This is a genomic window from Streptomyces sp. MMG1121 (assembly GCF_001280015.1).
In the GTDB taxonomy this organism is placed as follows: Bacteria; Actinomycetota; Actinomycetes; order Streptomycetales; family Streptomycetaceae; genus Streptomyces.
In genome coordinates this window covers 49,338-65,994 of sequence record NZ_LGDV01000203.1, presented here as the reverse complement: position 1 = coordinate 65,994, position 16,657 = coordinate 49,338, and the positions used below count along the sequence as shown (strand labels likewise).

The following is a 16,657-nucleotide window of genomic DNA, read 5'->3' as shown; positions in this document are numbered from 1 at the left end:
CGCAATGATGTGACGTACTACCCCACATCGGAGAAATGCCCGATATGGGCCTGTATGACGGTTTTACATGCTGTTCGGGGCGTTGTGGTTCTCCTATGCTGGATAGGATGTGATCTGCCTCCTATGGGTGGCGTCACCCCCCAGACCCCCTTCCAGGGGCCGAAACGGCCCCCACCCCGCCCGCACACCACACCCGAACAGACCCCGCCGAACACACCCCGAACCCGGAGCCGGCGCCAGGCAGCGCGGGTGTCACAGAGACTGCCGCCCAGCTCCACGAACCGGGTGGCGCACACGATCGGGTACGGGATCGGACCGGCCCTGGCCAGGTACCCCTGCGGAATCTTGGTCTCGTGCCGGATGCGGTCGGGCATCCGCCTCCGGCGCCCGGGCTGCGGTGCGGGAGGAGTCGACTGCGGGGTCGGCGGCGAGGACGGCGAATTCGGGGGCGACCTCGGCGATCACGGTCTCGGCGGCTACCGCCTGCGGCGCCACGGTGCTGCCGACGGCGGCGGCGTCGATGGTGCTGTCGCGGAGTCGGCGCAGGTCCATGCCCTGGTCGCCGGGCTTCCGGGCCTCCGGGCCTCCGGGCCTCCGGGCCTCCGGGCCTCCGGGCCTCCGGGCCTCCGGGCCTCCGGGCCTCCGGGCCTCCGGGCAATGCAGTGGATGCCGCGGTCCGAGTCAAGACCGGCGGCCTTGCGCGGCACGATGCGGGCGAAGCGCCCGGGCGCCGTGCGGGAGGCGTGTACCGCGAGCCGTAGGCCAACCAGGTCGACGAGGGAGGTCAGACCGGGGCGGGCGAAGAACCAGAACAGCGGGCGGTCGGCGTTGACGGTCAGCACGACCCACGGAACGCCGCCGGTCCGCCGGGACTGCGGGAGCCCGGCCGAGCCTGATGGTGGCCCCTTCAAGGCTCTCCGTGGAGCACGACCTCGACGAGACCGTCGGCATCGGGCTGCGGCCGACGGCCGTGGTCACGGTCGACCATCACCAGCCGGTTGGTTCCGAGCGCGGTACCGGGCCGCGCCGTTCCTCGAAGTGCTCCGCCGTCACCCTGGTATCTGATCCGACCGAGCATACCGACCAGTTGCGGTCGGCCGCGTATTCCCTGGCCGTAGGCTGTGTGGGGAGTCAGGCCGGCACGAGAGTCCGCGAGCGCAGGCCACTCTGGGAGACCTGGCCGGGCGTGACGGTGACGCGCAGGCCTGCACACGGCGGGAGCAGACCCGCCAGGCCGTTGCCGACATTCAGGGAACTTCTGTGCGTCCTCGGGAGTCTTGCTTGGTAAGGGGAACAACACGCGTCAAGAACACGGGGGTGTTCGACCTTGACCGAGACCATGAACGGGCTGGAGAGGCTCACCGGGGAGATCGCTCAGCAGCGCACGCCGGATGAACTGACGCCGTACGCGGCGCCGTTGACCATTCCTCCGGTCCTGCGTCCCGCCACGGACGATGTCCTGCGCGAGACCGAGATCGCTCTGCGCCCGGCCTGGGTGCGCCTCCATCCGCAGCTGCCGCCGACCCTGATGTGGGGGTACGACGGCCATGTCCCGGGCCCGACCATCGAGGTGCGGCGCGGACAGCGCGTCCGCATCGCCTGGACCAACCGCATACCGAAGGACAGCGAGTTCCCGGTCACCGCCGTCGGGGTGCCCGCCCGCGCGCCCGGCACCCCGCCTGCCTCGACGGAGCCGGGCCGAGAGGGCGTCGAGCCGGACAAGGACGTCGCCGCCCTGCCTGCCTGGACCGTGACCCATCTGCACGGCGCCCAGACCGGCGGCGGCAACGACGGCTGGGCGGACAACGCCGTCGGGTACGGCGACGCCCAGCTGTCGGAGTACCCCAACGACCATCAGGCGGTGCAGTGGTGGTACCACGACCACGCCATGAACATCACGCGCTGGAACGTGATGACGGGCCTGTACGGCACCTATCTCGTCCGTGACGGCGAGGAGGATGCCCTTCACCTTCCGTCCGGGGAACGGGAGATCCCGCTGCTCCTCGCCGACCGCAACCTCGACACCGACGAGGACGGCCGCCTCAATGGCCGGCTGCTGCACAAGACGGTGATCGTCCAGCAGAGCAACCCGGAGACCGGAAAGCCGGTCTCCATCCCCTTCACCGGCCCGTACACCACGGTCAACGGCCGCATCTGGCCCCACGCCGAGGTGGACGCCGCCTGGTACCGCTTCCGGCTGGTCAACGCCTCCAACGCGCGCATCTTCGAGCTGGTCCTGATCGACGAGGCCGGCGACCCGGTGCCGGGGATCGTGCACCAGATCGGTAGCGACGGCGGGCTGCTGCCACGCCCCGTGCCGGTCGACTTCGAAGGGGACCTGCCCACGCTGACCGCCGCGCCCGCCGAGCGCTTCGACCTGCTGGTCGACTTCCGCTCGATGGCCGGCCGGACCCTGCGGCTGGTGAACAAGGGTCCCAACCAGCCGGCGGGCGTGCCCGACCCGGCGGGCGACGTGCGCTACCCGGCGGTGCTGGAGTTCCGCATCCGCGAGACCTGCGGTGAGGAGGACACCTTCGAACTGCCCGAGGTGCTCTCCGGCTCCTTCCGCCGCCTCACCCACGACCTCCCGCACGGCCACCGCCTGGTCCTGCTCACCCCGCCCGCCACCAAGGGCGCCGGCGGCCACCCGGAGATCTGGGAAATGACCGAGGCCGAGGACCCGGGCGGCCTCACGCTCCCGGCCGACGGCATCGTGCAGGTCACCGGTCCCGACGGCACGACCAAGACGTACCGGCGCACCTCCAGGACGTTCAACGACGCCCTCGGCTTCACCATCGCCGAGGGCGACTACGAGCAGTGGAGTTTCCTCAACCTCGCGCCCATCGTCCACCCCATGCACATCCATCTGGCCGACTTCCAGTTGCTCGGCCGGGACGCCTACGACGTCTCGGGCTTCGACCCGGCCGTCGGTGGCACCCGTACGCCGCTGCGGTACGACGCCGGCCGAGCGATACCGCTCGCCCCCAACGAACGCGGCAACAAGGACGTCTTCCGCGTGCCCGGGAACCAGATGCTGCGGGTCATGGGCCGCTTCGACGGAGCGTACGGCCGGTTCATGTACCACTGCCATCTGCTGGAGCACGAGGACATGGGCATGATGCGGCCCTTCGTCGTCATGCCGGCCGAGGCCATGAAGTTCGACCACGGCGCCGGGCACGGCGGGCATGGAGGGGGACACATGGGCTGAGACACGACCCGCGGCTGGTCGACCGGCCGTCCTCCGGCCGGTCAGCCCCGGATATCTCGTGCTCGCCCACGGCCGGCGCCAGGACGCTCGGGGGTCGTCTGTTCATGCGGTGAAGGCGATGTTGTGGATGTGGGTGACGGCCTGGACCGGGTGGTGAAGGCCGTCACCTCGCCTGCGGCAGGTCGCACCCAGACCCACGGACCCCTGTGCTACTGCCCGAATGGGCAGCAGCAGTGCCCATTCGCCGCTCGTCTCTCGACCGCAGCCCTGGTATGCAGGACACTCAACCCCCGACAGGAGAGGGCCAACGTGCAGGCGCGCAGCAGCCGAGCAACCGACCGGGAACCGTCCACATCGCAGCAGACAGCTCTGCGGCGCCCCTTGGGCGGGGACAGAACGGCCGGTCCCATCGGCCTGCAACCCTCCATCGGCAACCATGCCGTCGTGCAGTTGCTGCGCCGGGCCGGGCACCCGGGGGCGCAGGAACGCCACCAGCACGGTCCCGGTTGCGGCCACGAGAACGAGCAGGAGCAGTCGACGGCCGAGGCCGCACCGACGGTGCAGCGTTCGGCCGTACATGGCGTACTGCGAGGCAGTGGCCGGCCGCTCGACGCGTCCACCCGCACCGACATGGAAGCCCGTCTCGGTGCCGACTTCTCCGCCGTGCGCGTGCACACCGGTGCCGAGGCTCGCCGTTCCGCGGCCGAGATCGGCGCTCGTGCCTACACCTCCGGCGAACACGTCGTCATCGGTGACGGGGGTGCCGACAGGCACACCCTCGCTCACGAACTCACCCACGTCATCCAGCAGCGCAAGGGCCCCGTCTCCGGCACCGACAACGGCAACGGCCTGTCCGTCTCCGACCCCGGCGACCGCTTCGAACGCGAAGCCGAGGCCAACGCGAGGCGCGCTCTCAGTAGCCCCGTCGTCGCACGGGCCGTCAAGGCCGGCCATGCCGTCCATGGCGCGGAGGGCGGCAGCCCGGCCCCCGCCGTTCAGCGGGCGAGGGAGCGCAAGCGCGGCCGTGAGGAGGACAACGGGGTCTCCGCTGAGGCGATCGCCGAGATCGCGAACCCGGTGGGCCGGGAGCCGACCTATGACGAGGGCTCCGGGCAGGCGAGGAGAATTCCCAAGACGGCCGAGGGGGCCGCCTGCTGGGAGTGGGCCGTGCGCGCCGCTGCGGATTCCGGCGGTATCGACCGGGGACAGTACTGGGACTACCTCACTGGCTGGATCGACGAGAGCGCCGTGGCGGAGCTCGACCGGTTGGAGCCCGCGGTCAAGAGCGAGCTGGACCAGCTGCGGGGCGAGATGCAGAGCGCGGGGCTGAGTTCCGGCCCGGCCGGTCTCGACGAGCAGCACGACGAGGAGACGATCCGTCCGTTCATGCAGCGCTCGGTCGAGAACTTCGTGACGGCGCACGGCCTTCGGATCCAGCACAACGACCCGGCCGGCTGGGTCATGTGCCACTACAAGATGACCGGTACGGCCGGCGCTCCCGAGCACTGGTGGATCGAGCTTCCCACTCCGGAAGGAAGCCGCGTGCTCGTCCAGACGGTCCCGGACATCGACCACTTCGAGGCCGGCGGTACGGAGCTCCGCTGGAACGATCCCGACAGCGTGGAAGGGCGCCGAGACGGCCACGAGACCTACGTGACCATCGAGGTGCCGATCGCGGCCCTCAAGGGGCGCCACACCGAGATCCTCAACGGGATCGTGGGCAGGCGCCTGCGCCGCAGAGGCGGCCGGTAGCCCGCAGGGTCGGCATCGAGGTACTCGACGAGGTGGGTGCCGGGCGGCACATTCGTGCAAGCCACGAACGGCAGAGCTGGACCTGCCGCTGTCCGGGTTGAGCCCGGACCGGACGGGTGGGAACTCGCTGTTGGCCCTACCCCTCTCAGCTCAGGTCGCATCGTCGGTGGCGGCAGGTGATGAGCGGTGAGCCAGTCCGGCGGGGGATGGCCTCCGAGTATGACCCGGTGCCGGATTCCTCGTGGCCCGGCATGACGGGCCCGGCTGGTCGAGCTGAGCCCGTCCGGGCTGCGAGTGCTCGCTGTCGCACGGGAGTTGAGGTGCGGGTCGAAGGCTGTGCGGCGTCGGCCGCACCGCTTCGACCGCCTGGGCGTGGACGAGCTGGAGGACCTCGGAGTCAGGGCCGCACGCGGCGGATCAGCGAGGCGAACGTCCGAGGACCATCACCCTGGTCGAGTCGTCGCCTCCGGTCGGCAGATCGTGCGGGCGGACGGTGAGCCGCGCGAGCAGACGAGGCCGGCGCCGGATGGGACCCTCGATACACCGGCTCGCGAGGCGAACACCTGGGCGTCGAAGCCGCCGTTCAGCTCCAGAAAACTCGACCATGACACCACCACCGCACTGCCGTCAGCCCTCCGCGACGCGTTGGCCAGACGCCCTGCGGCGTTTGCCGTAACGCCGGACGCAATCTCTCCGCGCAGGCAACGAGTCGCGTTCGGTCGATGGCCGTCGAACCAACTGGTCGGCGATGCATCGGAGTTGAGATCCCAAGGGCCGTGCAGATCGACGGCCGCGTCGCGCGCGGTGCGGAGTTGCGTGAGGGCGGCGATGACGCGTCAGTGCCAGTGGCCACCGGTCTCGGGTTCGAGCCTCCGCAGGAACGCCTGCCCACGCGCGTCGACGCCGCACCACTCAGCCCAGTGGTGGACGACCACTGCCGGCGGAGACCGATGCGCTCACCAAGTCACGGTCGTCGATGGCCGTCGACCCACGTCAGCTACGGCCCGTCCAACGGATCCTGCGGTCTCACCGCGTCGAACAGGGGCCAGCCGTCCACCTCCGCGGACCCCGTCGCGGGAAAGAGCCCACGAGCCAGGGCCTCGTCCAGCAACGCCCTTACACTGCCGGGTTCGTGGAGATTCAGATACTCGCGGTCCGGCAGGCGCACCACCGCGCCCTCGTCGAAGTAGCCGTCGGCGATGGCCCGGTCGGATGCCGGACGGAACGCCAGACGTAGACAGGCCCGGCTGCCCGGACACCACAGCGTCACCGTGCTGCTGCAGCCGGGGTAGCCCCGCACACGATCGTGCCGGTGCCCGAAACACCATCCGTACACCGTGCCGCCCACCACGATGCGACGGATCCTGCGCCTGCTCCCCATGGCCGAACTCTAGAGCCGCGACGGCGAGGCCTGCCGCAATTTCAGGGGCCGACCGCCACCCTCAGTCCGATGGACCGTCCACCGGACGGCCGGTCGCGGACCCGTCCACCATGGGCGACCTGCTCGCTCCGGGTCACCGCCTCCGCCACCACCGGCGGCTCAATCCTTGCCGACGGATCCGCCAGGTCGATCACATCCTGCCTTGAGCCCGTCGTCCACCAGGACGTCGTCGGCAGAGCGACCCGACATCCCCGCCCCGCAAACGGGAGCAAGCCGACTCCCCCCGTGAAGACCGGGCGCAGTGCCGACCCACAGGTGCGCGCACCGGAGTGGGCGGTGCCGAATCCGTCCACGCATCACGCTCTTCGGCCATCTGCCGGTCGGTTCGCGGCGCTTTTTCTCCGGTGGAGGGAGACCGGTGGTCTGCCGGTGAAGGATCCTGTCTGTGGAGAGCCGAATGTCCCGCAGCGGGAACACGCCCGGGCCGAGAGCCACCTGCGCGCCGGTGGCGATGGCGACCGGGCCGCGTCTGACGGTGGGGGTGGAGGAGGAGTTCCTCCTCGTCGATCCGCACACACGCTTGCTGGTGCCGGCGGCCGCGCCGGTCATCGTGACCGCCCGGGCCAAGCTCGACAACCTGGTCACTCCGGAGCTGACGCGCTACCAGGTGGAAACGCGCACCGAACCCCACCGGAATCTCGGCGCGCTCGCCGAACAGCTGTATGCCAACCGGCTTCAACTGTCGCGTGCGGCCGCCGCCCACCGAGCCGGGCTGGTCTCCAGCGGTACGCCGGTGCTCTCACCCACGGGTGCACCGCCGTTCACGCCGGGTGAGCGGTACGAGCGCAGTGCGCGTGCCTTCGGAGCACTGGACGAGGAGCAGGTGTGCTGTGCCTGCCACGTCCATGTCGGCATGGCCAGCCGTGAGGAGGCCGTCCAGGTCAGCAATCATTTGCGGGCCTGGATCGCGGTGCTGATCGCGGCGACGGCGAACTCGCCGCTGTGGGGCGGGCGGGACACCGGCCACGCCAGTTGGCGCACGGTGTGCTGGGCTCGCTGGCCGGCCGCCGGTCCCCCGCCGTACTTCGAGTCGGCCGCACACTACGACGATGCGGTCGCCACGCTGATCGGCACCGGCGTCGTACTCGATGCCGGTGGGATCTACTGGGACATCCGGCCCTCCCACCACCTGCCCACTCTGGAGGTGCGCCTCGCGGACGCGGGCCTGACCGTCGATGACACCGTGCTGATCGCCGCTCTGGTGCGCGCGGCCGCCGCCACCGCGCTCGCCGACGTCCGCGCGGGCCGGCCCGCCCCACGGCCCGAGCCTCACCTGCTGCGCGCGGCGTCATGGCGCAGTGCTCGCGAGGGGCTCACCGGGACGATCCTCGACCCTGTCTCCCGCCAGCTCACCCCGTCCTCGCGCCGGATGCACCGGCTACTGGCCTGGATCCGTCCCGCTCTCGCCTGGCACGGTGACACCAGCCAGGTCGACTCCCTGCTGTCTCGGCTCCACCTCCATGGCACCGGAGCAGTCCGCCAACGCGCCGCCTGGCGACGCCACCGACGTCCGGCCGACACCGTCGACTACCTCCTCTCCCACACCCTCACAGCCCCCGGCACGCACCGTCACTGACACACGGTGACCTCGCACTCGGCCCGGCAGTCCCAGCCCGGACGCGAGCGGGTAAGCAACTCGCCGGTAGTTCACGACCTCGGCGAACCGGGGAGGGCGTTGACGCGGTTCTCGTACGTGCCACACGGAGCCTGAAGCCCCGGCCGCGGCGAACGGCGACGCCGACCGCACCGCCGCCCTGGTCCCGCGCCACGCCGACGTCTTCACCGTCGTCGCCTACGACAGCCGCCGCCTGTCCCGCAGCACCCTCGACGACCCCGCCCGGGCCGTCTCCATGGCCGACCGCACCGGACCCGGCATCACATCAACGCGACTGCCCCGGACCGACACACGCCACCATCGTTACGCACCTTGGAGGAAGACACCGTGAAGCGCATCGGGATCACCGGAGTGGGGAGAGCGGACGGGCCCTCGTGAGGGGCCTGCGTCACGGGGCGAGGAGTCGTCCGAGGTATTCCTCTCTCCCCGGGGCGCCCCCTGGTGAGGGTCATCCCGAGGTCTCGGCGTGCTCCTCGTCCGGGCCGCAGAGCACTCCGTCCTTGCCGTGGTGGAGCACGGTGTTCGCCGCAAGGCAGTCGCACGCGAAGACGGTACGTACGGCACGTCCGAGTTCTTCCGGGGCCTGGTACGTGGGGTGCTTGGAGGCAGCCGCGGGTGAAGCGCCGCAACACCTGCTGGGCGACCGGCTCCCAGCGGATCGGCCGGGTCAGCGAGGCACGGAAGACGCCCCACCAGCGTACGACCTCGTCCTCGAGCGCGGCCAGGCCGGGCCACAGCCGGTCCAGGACTGCGGACCCGTCCATCGGCACCGTCTCCGCGCCGTCGCGGAAGCGGCTCTTGCCGCCGCAGCAGCACGTGCATCACCGCCGTGGCGACGTGGCAGGAGGCCTCCTACCGCACGGGCGCCGAACACGCGTGGCGCCCGCCACCCCTCCCGCCGACGCCCCGCCCCGCGCCGCCCCGAAACGTCAACCCGTCGCGGTACGGCGCAGGTTGCAGGAAGTACACCGCTACCGCCGTCGTCTTGGCTGGAGTTCAACCCGGTGCTGGACGCCCCCGCCCCCGTGCCGCCCGTAACTTCTCAGGCCAGCAGCACAGCGGCACCGGCTCACCACCGGGCCGCGCACGGCGGGCCGCTACGGGGGGACCCAACGGGGGGACCCCGGCCCGACACTGGGAAGGAAACCGATCCGATGAACACACGCAAGCGCCTGGCCTTCTCGCTGGCCGCTGTGGCCTTCAGCTCCGGCCTCGCCTTCGCACCGATGGCATCGGCCGCCCCGAAGGCCGCCACCGCCGCGTGTCCCTACCCGTACGTCTGCTTCTACAAGGGCTCCACCAAGACCGGTTCCTTCAAGGACGTCACCAGCTCCTGGCAGAACCTGGGTGCCAGCAAGGGCGCAAGCTCCATGGTGAACACCCGTCACGACGACATCGTCTACACGCACTTCACCAACGGCAAGACCTACTGCACCCCGCCGAGCAGCACCACCACGTTCAACTCCTGGGTGGTCGACAAGGTCCGTATCAGCTCTGCCGCCAGCTGCTGACCGACCCGCTGATGCTCTGAGGCTCTGAGGACGTGGCCGGGACACCCTTGGTGTTCCGGCCACAGAAACGGCCGATCCGGCGTCGTACGACCTCGTCCTCGCGCGCGTCCGGTGGTTTCCTCGGCACAACCTCTTGGCGCAGCTGACGACCGGGCCACCAACAGGCCCCCTGGTGCCCTCCCGTCTCGGCCCGGGACCGGATCAGCCGGCCACCTACTGCGCGGCCTCGGAACGTCGGCCGTCGGCCTCGCTCGGGGCCGTCACCGCCCCACGCTCACCGTGCATCCCGGTCGAGCATGCTGGCGGTCCGGGTCGACAGCGGCTGCGTCACCGGCTCCTGTCACGTGCGCAGTCCCGGCAAGCTCACGCGTGTGGGGCGGGAGACCACCGATTCTTCACGCGTTTCGGGAGCCCGGGGGGGCTCCCGGAACTACGTGACTCACACGGGTTGGGGTTGCGGTTCCGGTTGCCGTACTGGCGTGGCCTCCGCTTCCCACAGTCTGGTTGTCCGTACGTAGCCGTGGACCACTGAGGCCAGCGACAGAAGGAGAAGTGGTCCGAACACCCATGGATGTTCGGCCATCTCCATCGGCAGATAGCGATAGGACACCAGGAGTGCGGCGAAGACCGTTGTTCCATGGGCGACCAGCCGGGTCCCTGACCGATCCCAGCCACGGGCGAGCGAGCGCAGAGCCGCCTCGACCGTGAGCGCGAACACCGCGCCCGCGATGAGGTCGACGCCGTAGTGGTAACCGAAGCCCAGCGTCGCGCCGAGCGTGGCGATCAGCCAGAACGCGCCTGCGAATCGCAGAATGCGTGGACCTTTACGGGAATGAATGAAAATCGCCGTTGCCCACGCCGTGTGCAGACTGGGCATGCAGTTGCGCGGCGTGATCTCGTCGAACGGCATCTGGCGCGGGGCACTGATCGGCGGCGGCGTGTCCGGCCACAGGTTGGCCACCGCCCAGTGCCCGCCGTCGGCGCCGTAGGCGAAGACCGGTCCGACCACCGGGAAGATCATGTAGATGGCCGGCCCGAGGAGACCGATGACCAGAAACGTGCGCACCAGATAGTGGCGCGGGAATCGGCCCTGGACCGCCACGTCGCGCAGCTGGTACAGCGCGACGACGACCGCGGCCACCGCGAGCTGGATGTAGACGTAGTCGAGAACATGAGCACCGATCGGACCACTGGCCCGGACCATCCGGCCCACCAGCCACGACGGGTTGCCCAGCGCGTGATCGGCGGTCGCCGCGTACTGGTCGAACACCGCGGGGCGGGTCTTCGACGTGATGAGCAGCCATATGTCGCCCGCCTTGCGGCCGGCCACCAGCAGCAGCCCCAGCCCGACACCCTTCAGCAGCAGGACGCGTTCCCGCCCTGCGCGGCGTGTGAGGGCGATGACCGCACAGCCCAAGATCACCCACAACGCGCCGTTGCCGAAAGGGTGGCCGTCGGCCACTCTGACGCCGAGCGCCCACCGCACCAACGCGAAGACGACGTCGATGCCGATCGCGGCGCCAGCGGCGATCAACCGTTGCCGCCGAGTGAGCACCACCATTGTCAACGCCAGACTGGCGTACAGGAGGAAGCCAGATTTGGGCGGGAATATCACCTCCCGCGCCTGATTGGTGAGTGGCCCCTGAATGCCATGACTACGCGCGGCGATCTCCAGCGCGATGATGAACCCGAAGGCCACCACACCCGCCGCGACCCACAACATCGCGCGTGGTTGACGCCACACGGCGGACTTGGTTAGGCAATTTATTCGCGAGAACGTCCGCGATATTGTAGGTATCAATTACTTGGCCGATTTGTCAGTTGTCAATTAACTAAAGGTCACTCTTCGTTCCGGATAGCAAGGCCTTCCGGTGAAGGACGAGCGACGAGGGCGCTCGCCATGGGTTGGATCATGTTATCCGAGTGGTGAGGAGATCTGTCCGCTCCGGGCTGGCGGCCGAGGCGGTGTCCGATCGCGGTGATGCGGCCCTTGAGCGTCAGGGGGACGGCCTACAGGGCCCCGCGGCGCACCGTTCAGCTCAGTACGTCGGTCAGCCCTGGTCGTCGGTGCCAGGCGTGAATGTGCAGGTAACCGCGGCGGCTCGGCGTCCCCCCGCGGACTGGCGACGCGACCCTGAAAGTCAGCCGGCGAGCCGGACGTGGGTGAGCTTGTCAGGGTTGCGGATCAGCCTGATGGCGCTGATGGTGCCGTCCTCCGCGATGTCGCAGCAGCCCACCGAGTCCGGATGGGCGCCGGAGGTGACGACCAGGCCCGGGCGCCCGTTGACCAGCGCCTCGTACACGCCGTAGTCCGGGATCGAGGTGGAGAGGACTCCGAGGATCCAACGGGCGACCTTCTCGGGGCCGAAGATCGGGCGCAGGGCGGCGCGGACCTTCCCGCCGCCGTCGCTCCAGGCGGTCACGTCCGGGGCCAGCATGGCCATCATCCGGTTGATGTCCCCGCCGATGCAGGCGGCCAGGAATTCGTCGGTGACCTTGCGCCGCACCTCGGCGGGCGCGTCGTACCGAGGCCGGCGGGCCTGCACATGACTGCGGGCCCGGCTGCCTACCTGGCGCACCGAGGCCTCGGTGCGCTCCAGCATTCCGGCGATCTCGGCATAGCCGAAGCCGAACACCTCCTTGAGGATGAACACCGCCCGCTCCAGCGGCGACAGGGTCTCCAGCACCACGAGCATCGCCAGCGAGATCGCCTCCGCCTGCTCGATCCCGCCGCTGGCATCGGGCGTGGTCACCAGGGGCTCCGGCAGCCACGGACCCACGTACGACTCCCGCCGGACGACGGCCGACTGCGCGCGGTTGAGCGACAGGTTGGTGACGATCCGGCAGAGAAACGCGCGGGGGTGGGTGATCGCCTCGACGTCGACGGTGCTCCATCTGAGCCAGGCGTCCTGGAGGATGTCCTCGGCGTCGGCGGAGCTGCCCAGCATCCGGTAGGCGATGCCGAACAGCTCGGGCCGGTGTCGTTCATAGAGTTCGAGTGCGGTCACGCACGCGACGGTACCGCGCAGCGGTCCGAGGAGCCCTGGCCGGTGAGCCCGAAGGCGCTGTTCATCCGGGAGCGCAGGTTCTCCACGACGACCATGGCGGTGAGTTCGACGTAGGCGGGCGCGCCGAGTTCCTCGATCAGCCGGGCCGCCGGTTCGTCGCTGACGGACGGCTGGGTCCCGGTCATCGCCTCGGCGTGCTCCAGGACGTCCAGCTCCGGTGCGGTGAACTCCTCACGGTGCTCGGGCCGGCACGGTACGACGTGCAGCTTCGCACTCGGCATGCCCTCGTTGTGTGCCTCCCCGTAGCCGAGTCGGTGCACCAGAGCAGTCGACGAGGTGCGAACCGGCCATCACGGCGGGCAGCTTGAGCTGGGGGTCCAGCTCGCGAGATACGGGCCATGGGGATCGCCTCCGGCTCGGGAATCCGTCTTCACCAGAGGGGACGGGGCAGTTCGCCCGGGTGTGACATGCCGCCCGGGCGGGCCCTGATAGGCACTCGATCACGTCGGACGACCACTGGGATCAGCTGTCGGTGCCCATGCCCATGCCGACGTTAACCCCCGACCAGCTCATGGCCGGTGCCGACACCCGGGTACACGGCCCGGCCACTGCCGAGTGCGCACAGTTCAAGCCATCTCGGCGACTGCTCAACCGCTGGGCTTCGACGCGTAGTTCGAGAATCCTTTCTCCCGCCTCCGGCCCAGGCCAGAGGCCTGGCGACCCGGGTCGGCACGTGGCTGCGGCGCCCGATCGGATTGTCCGGATCCCCGTCACCGGACCCACTGGTTGTCAGTGGCGTGCAGCAGGGTTCCGTCCGCACTCCATGTCCACGCCTGACCGAAGGAGGCCGGTGCCGTCGACGCCATCGCGCAATCCCCCGCTCGGGTTACGGCAACGCCGCAGTCCCCTCGACGAGTGAATCGAACGGGCACGTGCCACGTGCTCAGGCCGACAGCACTTGCCGTTCACGTCACGCATCGAACTTTCGCTCGACCGTTCGCTCGACGCGACCCGTATCGGTCCTGTGATCAGGGCCGTTGTCCGCAGTACTCCAACCGCTTCCCCTACCGAGGAGGACTCGTGAATCCCATGCTCGTACCCGTCGCTCTTCAGCCTGCGTTCGAAAACCCTCCGGCTCGGGCCACGTTCCCGACCGCACTCCGGCGCCCGGCCGACGCCCGCCGCGCGCTGTTCGCATCCGCGTCACGACCGTCTACGAGGTGGGGTGCATGACCCACTCGACCATGCCCGCGCCGGCCCTGCTCGCCTGGGCCGCCAGGGAACTCGGTGCAGAGGTGTCCGTTGCACACGACGCCGCACCCGTCCGCGAGAACTCCCGTGTCTGGGCCCTTCGCCGCCCCGATGACGTGCGCTTCTATCTGAAGGTCTCGCCGAACCCTCCGAGGTACGAGCGGGAGACCTTCGCCCTGCGCCACGCGGTTCCCGCGCTCGGCGCCGGCCACGTGCCGCAGCTGTGTGCCTCGAGCGCCGAACACCTGGCCCTGCTGCTGACCGCCGTACCCGGCGCTCCGCTCGAGCAGCTGACCCTGCCGGTGACCGGGGAGCGCCGGGCACACCGACAGGGCGGCGCTCTGCTGGCCCGGCTGCACACCGCCGGTGACCTGTCCGGCCCGCATCGTCTTGCGGCGGAACGGGCGCTGCTGGCCGCGGCCGACAGCGCCGACAGGCAGTTGCGGCAGGCCGGCGATCTGCTGACGTCGGCGGAGCGCGAGCTGGTGCGCGGCCTCGCCGGGCAACTGCGCGAACTGCCGCCCCTGCCGCTCGCCTTCATCCACGGCGCCGCAGGGCCGCGCCATCTCCTGTGGTCCCCGCGCCTCGGGCAGGCCGGGTGGATCGGCTTCGAGCGGTCACGGTTCGCGGCAGCGGTACAGGACTTCGTGCCGATGAGCTGCGGGATCTGGGCGGATCGACCCGACCTGGAAGCTGCGTGGTTCCAGGGCTACGGCCGCGATCTGATGTTTGCCGAGCGGCACGCGCTGAAGGGGCTGGCCGCTGTGGACGCGGTGAGCTGTCTGGTCCGGGGCCCCGCGCACGACGATCCGGTCGTCACCGCGCTAGGGCGCCGCACCCTGGACCGGCTCATGGCGGGGGTGTTCGCATGACGTCACCCCGTGATCACGAGAAGGCACCTGTGGCGGAGGCCTGGTGTGAGGCCGGCGAGACGGTGTCCGTCCCGGCGGCCCGGACCGGCACACCGCAGCCGTCCGCGCCTCCCGAACTCGACTACAACGGGCGCAAGCACCGGCGTGCCATGGACGACGCGACGCTGTGGGACATGGCCCGTCGCATCCCCGTGGCGCTGGCGCAGACGGCCCGGCTCGCCTGGTCCGTCGACCGGCGTATGGCGGTCACGATCCTCGTCTGCCAGCTGCTGTCCGGCCTGGGAACGGCGGTGATGCTCAGCGCCGTCGCCACAGCCCTGCCGAAGCTGACCGCATCCGACCCGCGCCGGGGGCTGGAGCAGGCGTGGCCGGCGCTGGCCGTCGCGGTCGTGGCGATGGCCGTGGGGGCGGGCATGTGGATCCTCGCGGACTGGGCGACCAGGCGCCTGAACCCGCAGATCGCCTCGGTCGCCGACCTCACCCTGGTCGACCTGCACATGCGCGCCGAACTGTCCGCCTACGACACCGAGGGCTTCACCGACCGCAGTCAGGCAGCGGAGATCGGTGCGCTGCGCGCCGTCGACCTCGTCGACGACGCCAAGACACTCACCAACGGCCTCGTCCAGCTGATCTCCGCGGCGACAGTCCTCACCTCCCTGCATCCGCTGCTCCTGGGCGTGCTCCTGCTGTCCGTGATCCCGCGGGGCCTGGGCGGGGTGATCGCCGCTCGCATCGACTACCGCGTCCACGACCGGACGATCTCCGCACGCAATGTACGGGGCATGATGCGCTGGTGGTTGACGACCGCGGATCTCGCCGACGAGCTGCGGGCCAACACGATGAGGCCGTATCTGCACTTCTGGTACCGGACGATGTGCGACCGGGTCGAGGGCCGGGAACTGGCGGGCGCGCGCCCGTATTTGCTGGTGACCCTGCTCGCCGCGTCCCTGGCCGGGGTGTTCACACTCGGCATGTGGGTCGCGCTGGCCGTGCTGGTGCTGGCGGGCGCGATGTCGGCGGCGGTCGCGGGCACGGCCGTCGTCGCCTCGCAGACCGCTGGGCGCGCGCTCAACTCGATCGTCCGGTACGGAGCGGTGATGTTCCATCACGGGCTCTATCTCAGCGACTACTACGAGTTCATCGACGAGGTCCGGTCCATGACCACGGCCCGGGGCACCCTGCAGGTCACAGCACCCCGGCGGATCCGCCTGGAGGGCGCCGGATTCACCTACGGGTCCAAGGACATCCCTGCGCTGCATCCGGTGACGCTCACCTTCGAGCGCGGCGAGGTCGTCGCTCTGGTCGGCGAGAACGGGGCCGGCAAGTCCACGCTGATCAGGTTGCTCACCGGGCTGACCACGGCCACTGAAGGAGCCGTTCTGTGGGACGACACCGATCTATCCGGCGCGGACGCCGAATCGGTGTGGCGGCACGTCGGTCTCGTCCCGCAGAAGAACGGCCACTGGCCCTTGTCGGCCCGGGAGAACATCACCCTCGGCCAGCCGAGTGAGCACGACGACGACCGGATCTGGACGGTCGCGGAACGGGTCGGCATGGGCGAGGCACTGCGGGCACTCCCCCGACAACTCGACACCCTGCTCGCCCGATCCGTCTGGGGCGGGCAGGAGTTGTCCGGGGGCCAGTGGCAGCGCCTCGCGTGCGGGCGGGCGATGTACCGGGAGCCGGCCGTTCTCGTGCTGGACGAACCGACCAGTGAGATGGACGCCCGCGGCGAGCACGCGATCTTCCGCGAGCTGCGGGCGATGGCGCCGGGCCGTATCACGATCGTGGTCACACACCGGCTCGACAACGTGAGAATGGCTGACCGGGTCGTCGTTCTCGACCGGGGCCGGATCCGCGAGCAGGGCCGGTACGAGGACCTCATCGCGACCAAGGGCAGCCTGCTCGGCGAGCTGCACGCCCTCGCCCAGGACCGCTGACCCTCCACACCACGGGCCGTGCCGGACCATACCGAAAGACGGCACGGCCCCTTTCCCCC

10 protein-coding genes are annotated in these 16,657 nt (G+C 70.1%); 6 read left to right on the top strand and 4 right to left on the bottom strand.

Annotated elements, in window-relative coordinates; genetic code table 11:
* Positions 1-1,339 precede the first annotated feature (1,339 nt).
* Positions 1,340-3,208, top strand: a complete 1,869-nt coding sequence (phsA, locus tag ADK64_RS27560; protein ID WP_199829720.1) for an O-aminophenol oxidase PhsA — start codon at positions 1,340-1,342, stop codon at positions 3,206-3,208.
* A gap of 444 nt (positions 3,209-3,652) precedes the next feature.
* A complete protein-coding gene (locus tag ADK64_RS49120) occupies positions 3,653-4,960 on the top strand; it encodes a DUF4157 domain-containing protein (RefSeq protein ID WP_420713046.1) in 1,308 nt (435 codons plus the stop codon).
* A gap of 997 nt (positions 4,961-5,957) precedes the next feature.
* Here the strand turns inward: ADK64_RS49120 and ADK64_RS27550 are convergent.
* Positions 5,958-6,341 (bottom strand): hypothetical protein, encoded by a 384-nt coding sequence (locus tag ADK64_RS27550; RefSeq protein WP_063789958.1) that lies wholly within the window; start codon positions 6,339-6,341, stop codon positions 5,958-5,960.
* A gap of 457 nt (positions 6,342-6,798) precedes the next feature.
* Between ADK64_RS27550 and ADK64_RS27545 the strand changes: the two genes are divergently transcribed.
* Together ADK64_RS27545 and ADK64_RS27540 are read left to right on the top strand one after the other, a co-directional pair.
* A complete protein-coding gene (locus tag ADK64_RS27545; RefSeq protein WP_234384716.1) occupies positions 6,799-7,977 on the top strand; it encodes a carboxylate-amine ligase in 1,179 nt (392 codons plus the stop codon).
* 1,193 nt (positions 7,978-9,170) lie between these two features.
* Positions 9,171-9,527, top strand: a complete 357-nt coding sequence (locus tag ADK64_RS27540) for a hypothetical protein (RefSeq protein ID WP_053663123.1) — start codon at positions 9,171-9,173, stop codon at positions 9,525-9,527.
* 439 nt (positions 9,528-9,966) lie between these two features.
* On the opposite strand, the gene ADK64_RS27535 is transcribed toward ADK64_RS27540, so the two are convergent.
* The 3 genes from ADK64_RS27535 to ADK64_RS27525 form a co-directional block, all read right to left on the bottom strand.
* Complete coding sequence (locus tag ADK64_RS27535) at positions 9,967-11,250, bottom strand: phosphatase PAP2 family protein (protein WP_053663121.1); 1,284 nt, start codon at positions 11,248-11,250, stop codon at positions 9,967-9,969.
* Positions 11,251-11,668: 418 nt separating this feature from the next.
* A complete protein-coding gene (locus ADK64_RS27530; RefSeq protein WP_053663119.1) occupies positions 11,669-12,535 on the bottom strand; it encodes an RNA polymerase sigma-70 factor in 867 nt (288 codons plus the stop codon).
* Positions 12,532-12,816 (bottom strand): hypothetical protein, encoded by a 285-nt coding sequence (locus ADK64_RS27525; RefSeq protein ID WP_159046340.1) that lies wholly within the window; start codon positions 12,814-12,816, stop codon positions 12,532-12,534. Before ADK64_RS27525 ends, ADK64_RS27530 begins: the two co-directional genes overlap by 4 nt.
* Positions 12,817-13,764: 948 nt before the next feature.
* Between ADK64_RS27525 and ADK64_RS27520 the strand changes: the two genes are divergently transcribed.
* Both ADK64_RS27520 and ADK64_RS27515 read left to right on the top strand, forming a co-directional pair.
* Positions 13,765-14,658 carry an aminoglycoside phosphotransferase family protein gene (locus tag ADK64_RS27520; RefSeq protein ID WP_053663115.1) on the top strand — a complete coding sequence of 298 codons (894 nt, stop codon included), beginning with the start codon at positions 13,765-13,767 and terminating at the stop codon, positions 14,656-14,658.
* Positions 14,655-16,598, top strand: coding sequence for an ATP-binding cassette domain-containing protein (locus ADK64_RS27515; RefSeq protein ID WP_078992861.1), 1,944 nt, complete (start codon positions 14,655-14,657; stop codon positions 16,596-16,598). The genes ADK64_RS27520 and ADK64_RS27515 overlap by 4 nt, the downstream gene beginning before the upstream one ends.
* Positions 16,599-16,657 lie beyond the last annotated feature (59 nt).

Excerpts from the sequence above, each read along its gene's own strand:
- ADK64_RS27550 (WP_063789958.1), bottom strand. The coding sequence starts at position 6,341 with ATGGGGAGCAGGCGCAGGATCCGTCGCATCGTGGTGGGCGGCACGGTG.
- ADK64_RS27535 (WP_053663121.1), bottom strand. The coding sequence starts at position 11,250 with ATGTTGTGGGTCGCGGCGGGTGTGGTGGCCTTCGGGTTCATCATCGCG.
- ADK64_RS27525 (WP_159046340.1), bottom strand. The coding sequence starts at position 12,816 with ATGCCGAGTGCGAAGCTGCACGTCGTACCGTGCCGGCCCGAGCACCGT.
- ADK64_RS27515 (WP_078992861.1), top strand. The coding sequence starts at position 14,655 with ATGACGTCACCCCGTGATCACGAGAAGGCACCTGTGGCGGAGGCCTGG.
- ADK64_RS27520 (WP_053663115.1), top strand. The coding sequence starts at position 13,765 with ATGACCCACTCGACCATGCCCGCGCCGGCCCTGCTCGCCTGGGCCGCC.
- ADK64_RS27540 (WP_053663123.1), top strand. The coding sequence starts at position 9,171 with ATGAACACACGCAAGCGCCTGGCCTTCTCGCTGGCCGCTGTGGCCTTC.
- phsA (WP_199829720.1), top strand. The coding sequence starts at position 1,340 with ATGAACGGGCTGGAGAGGCTCACCGGGGAGATCGCTCAGCAGCGCACG.
- ADK64_RS27545 (WP_234384716.1), top strand. The coding sequence starts at position 6,799 with ATGTCCCGCAGCGGGAACACGCCCGGGCCGAGAGCCACCTGCGCGCCG.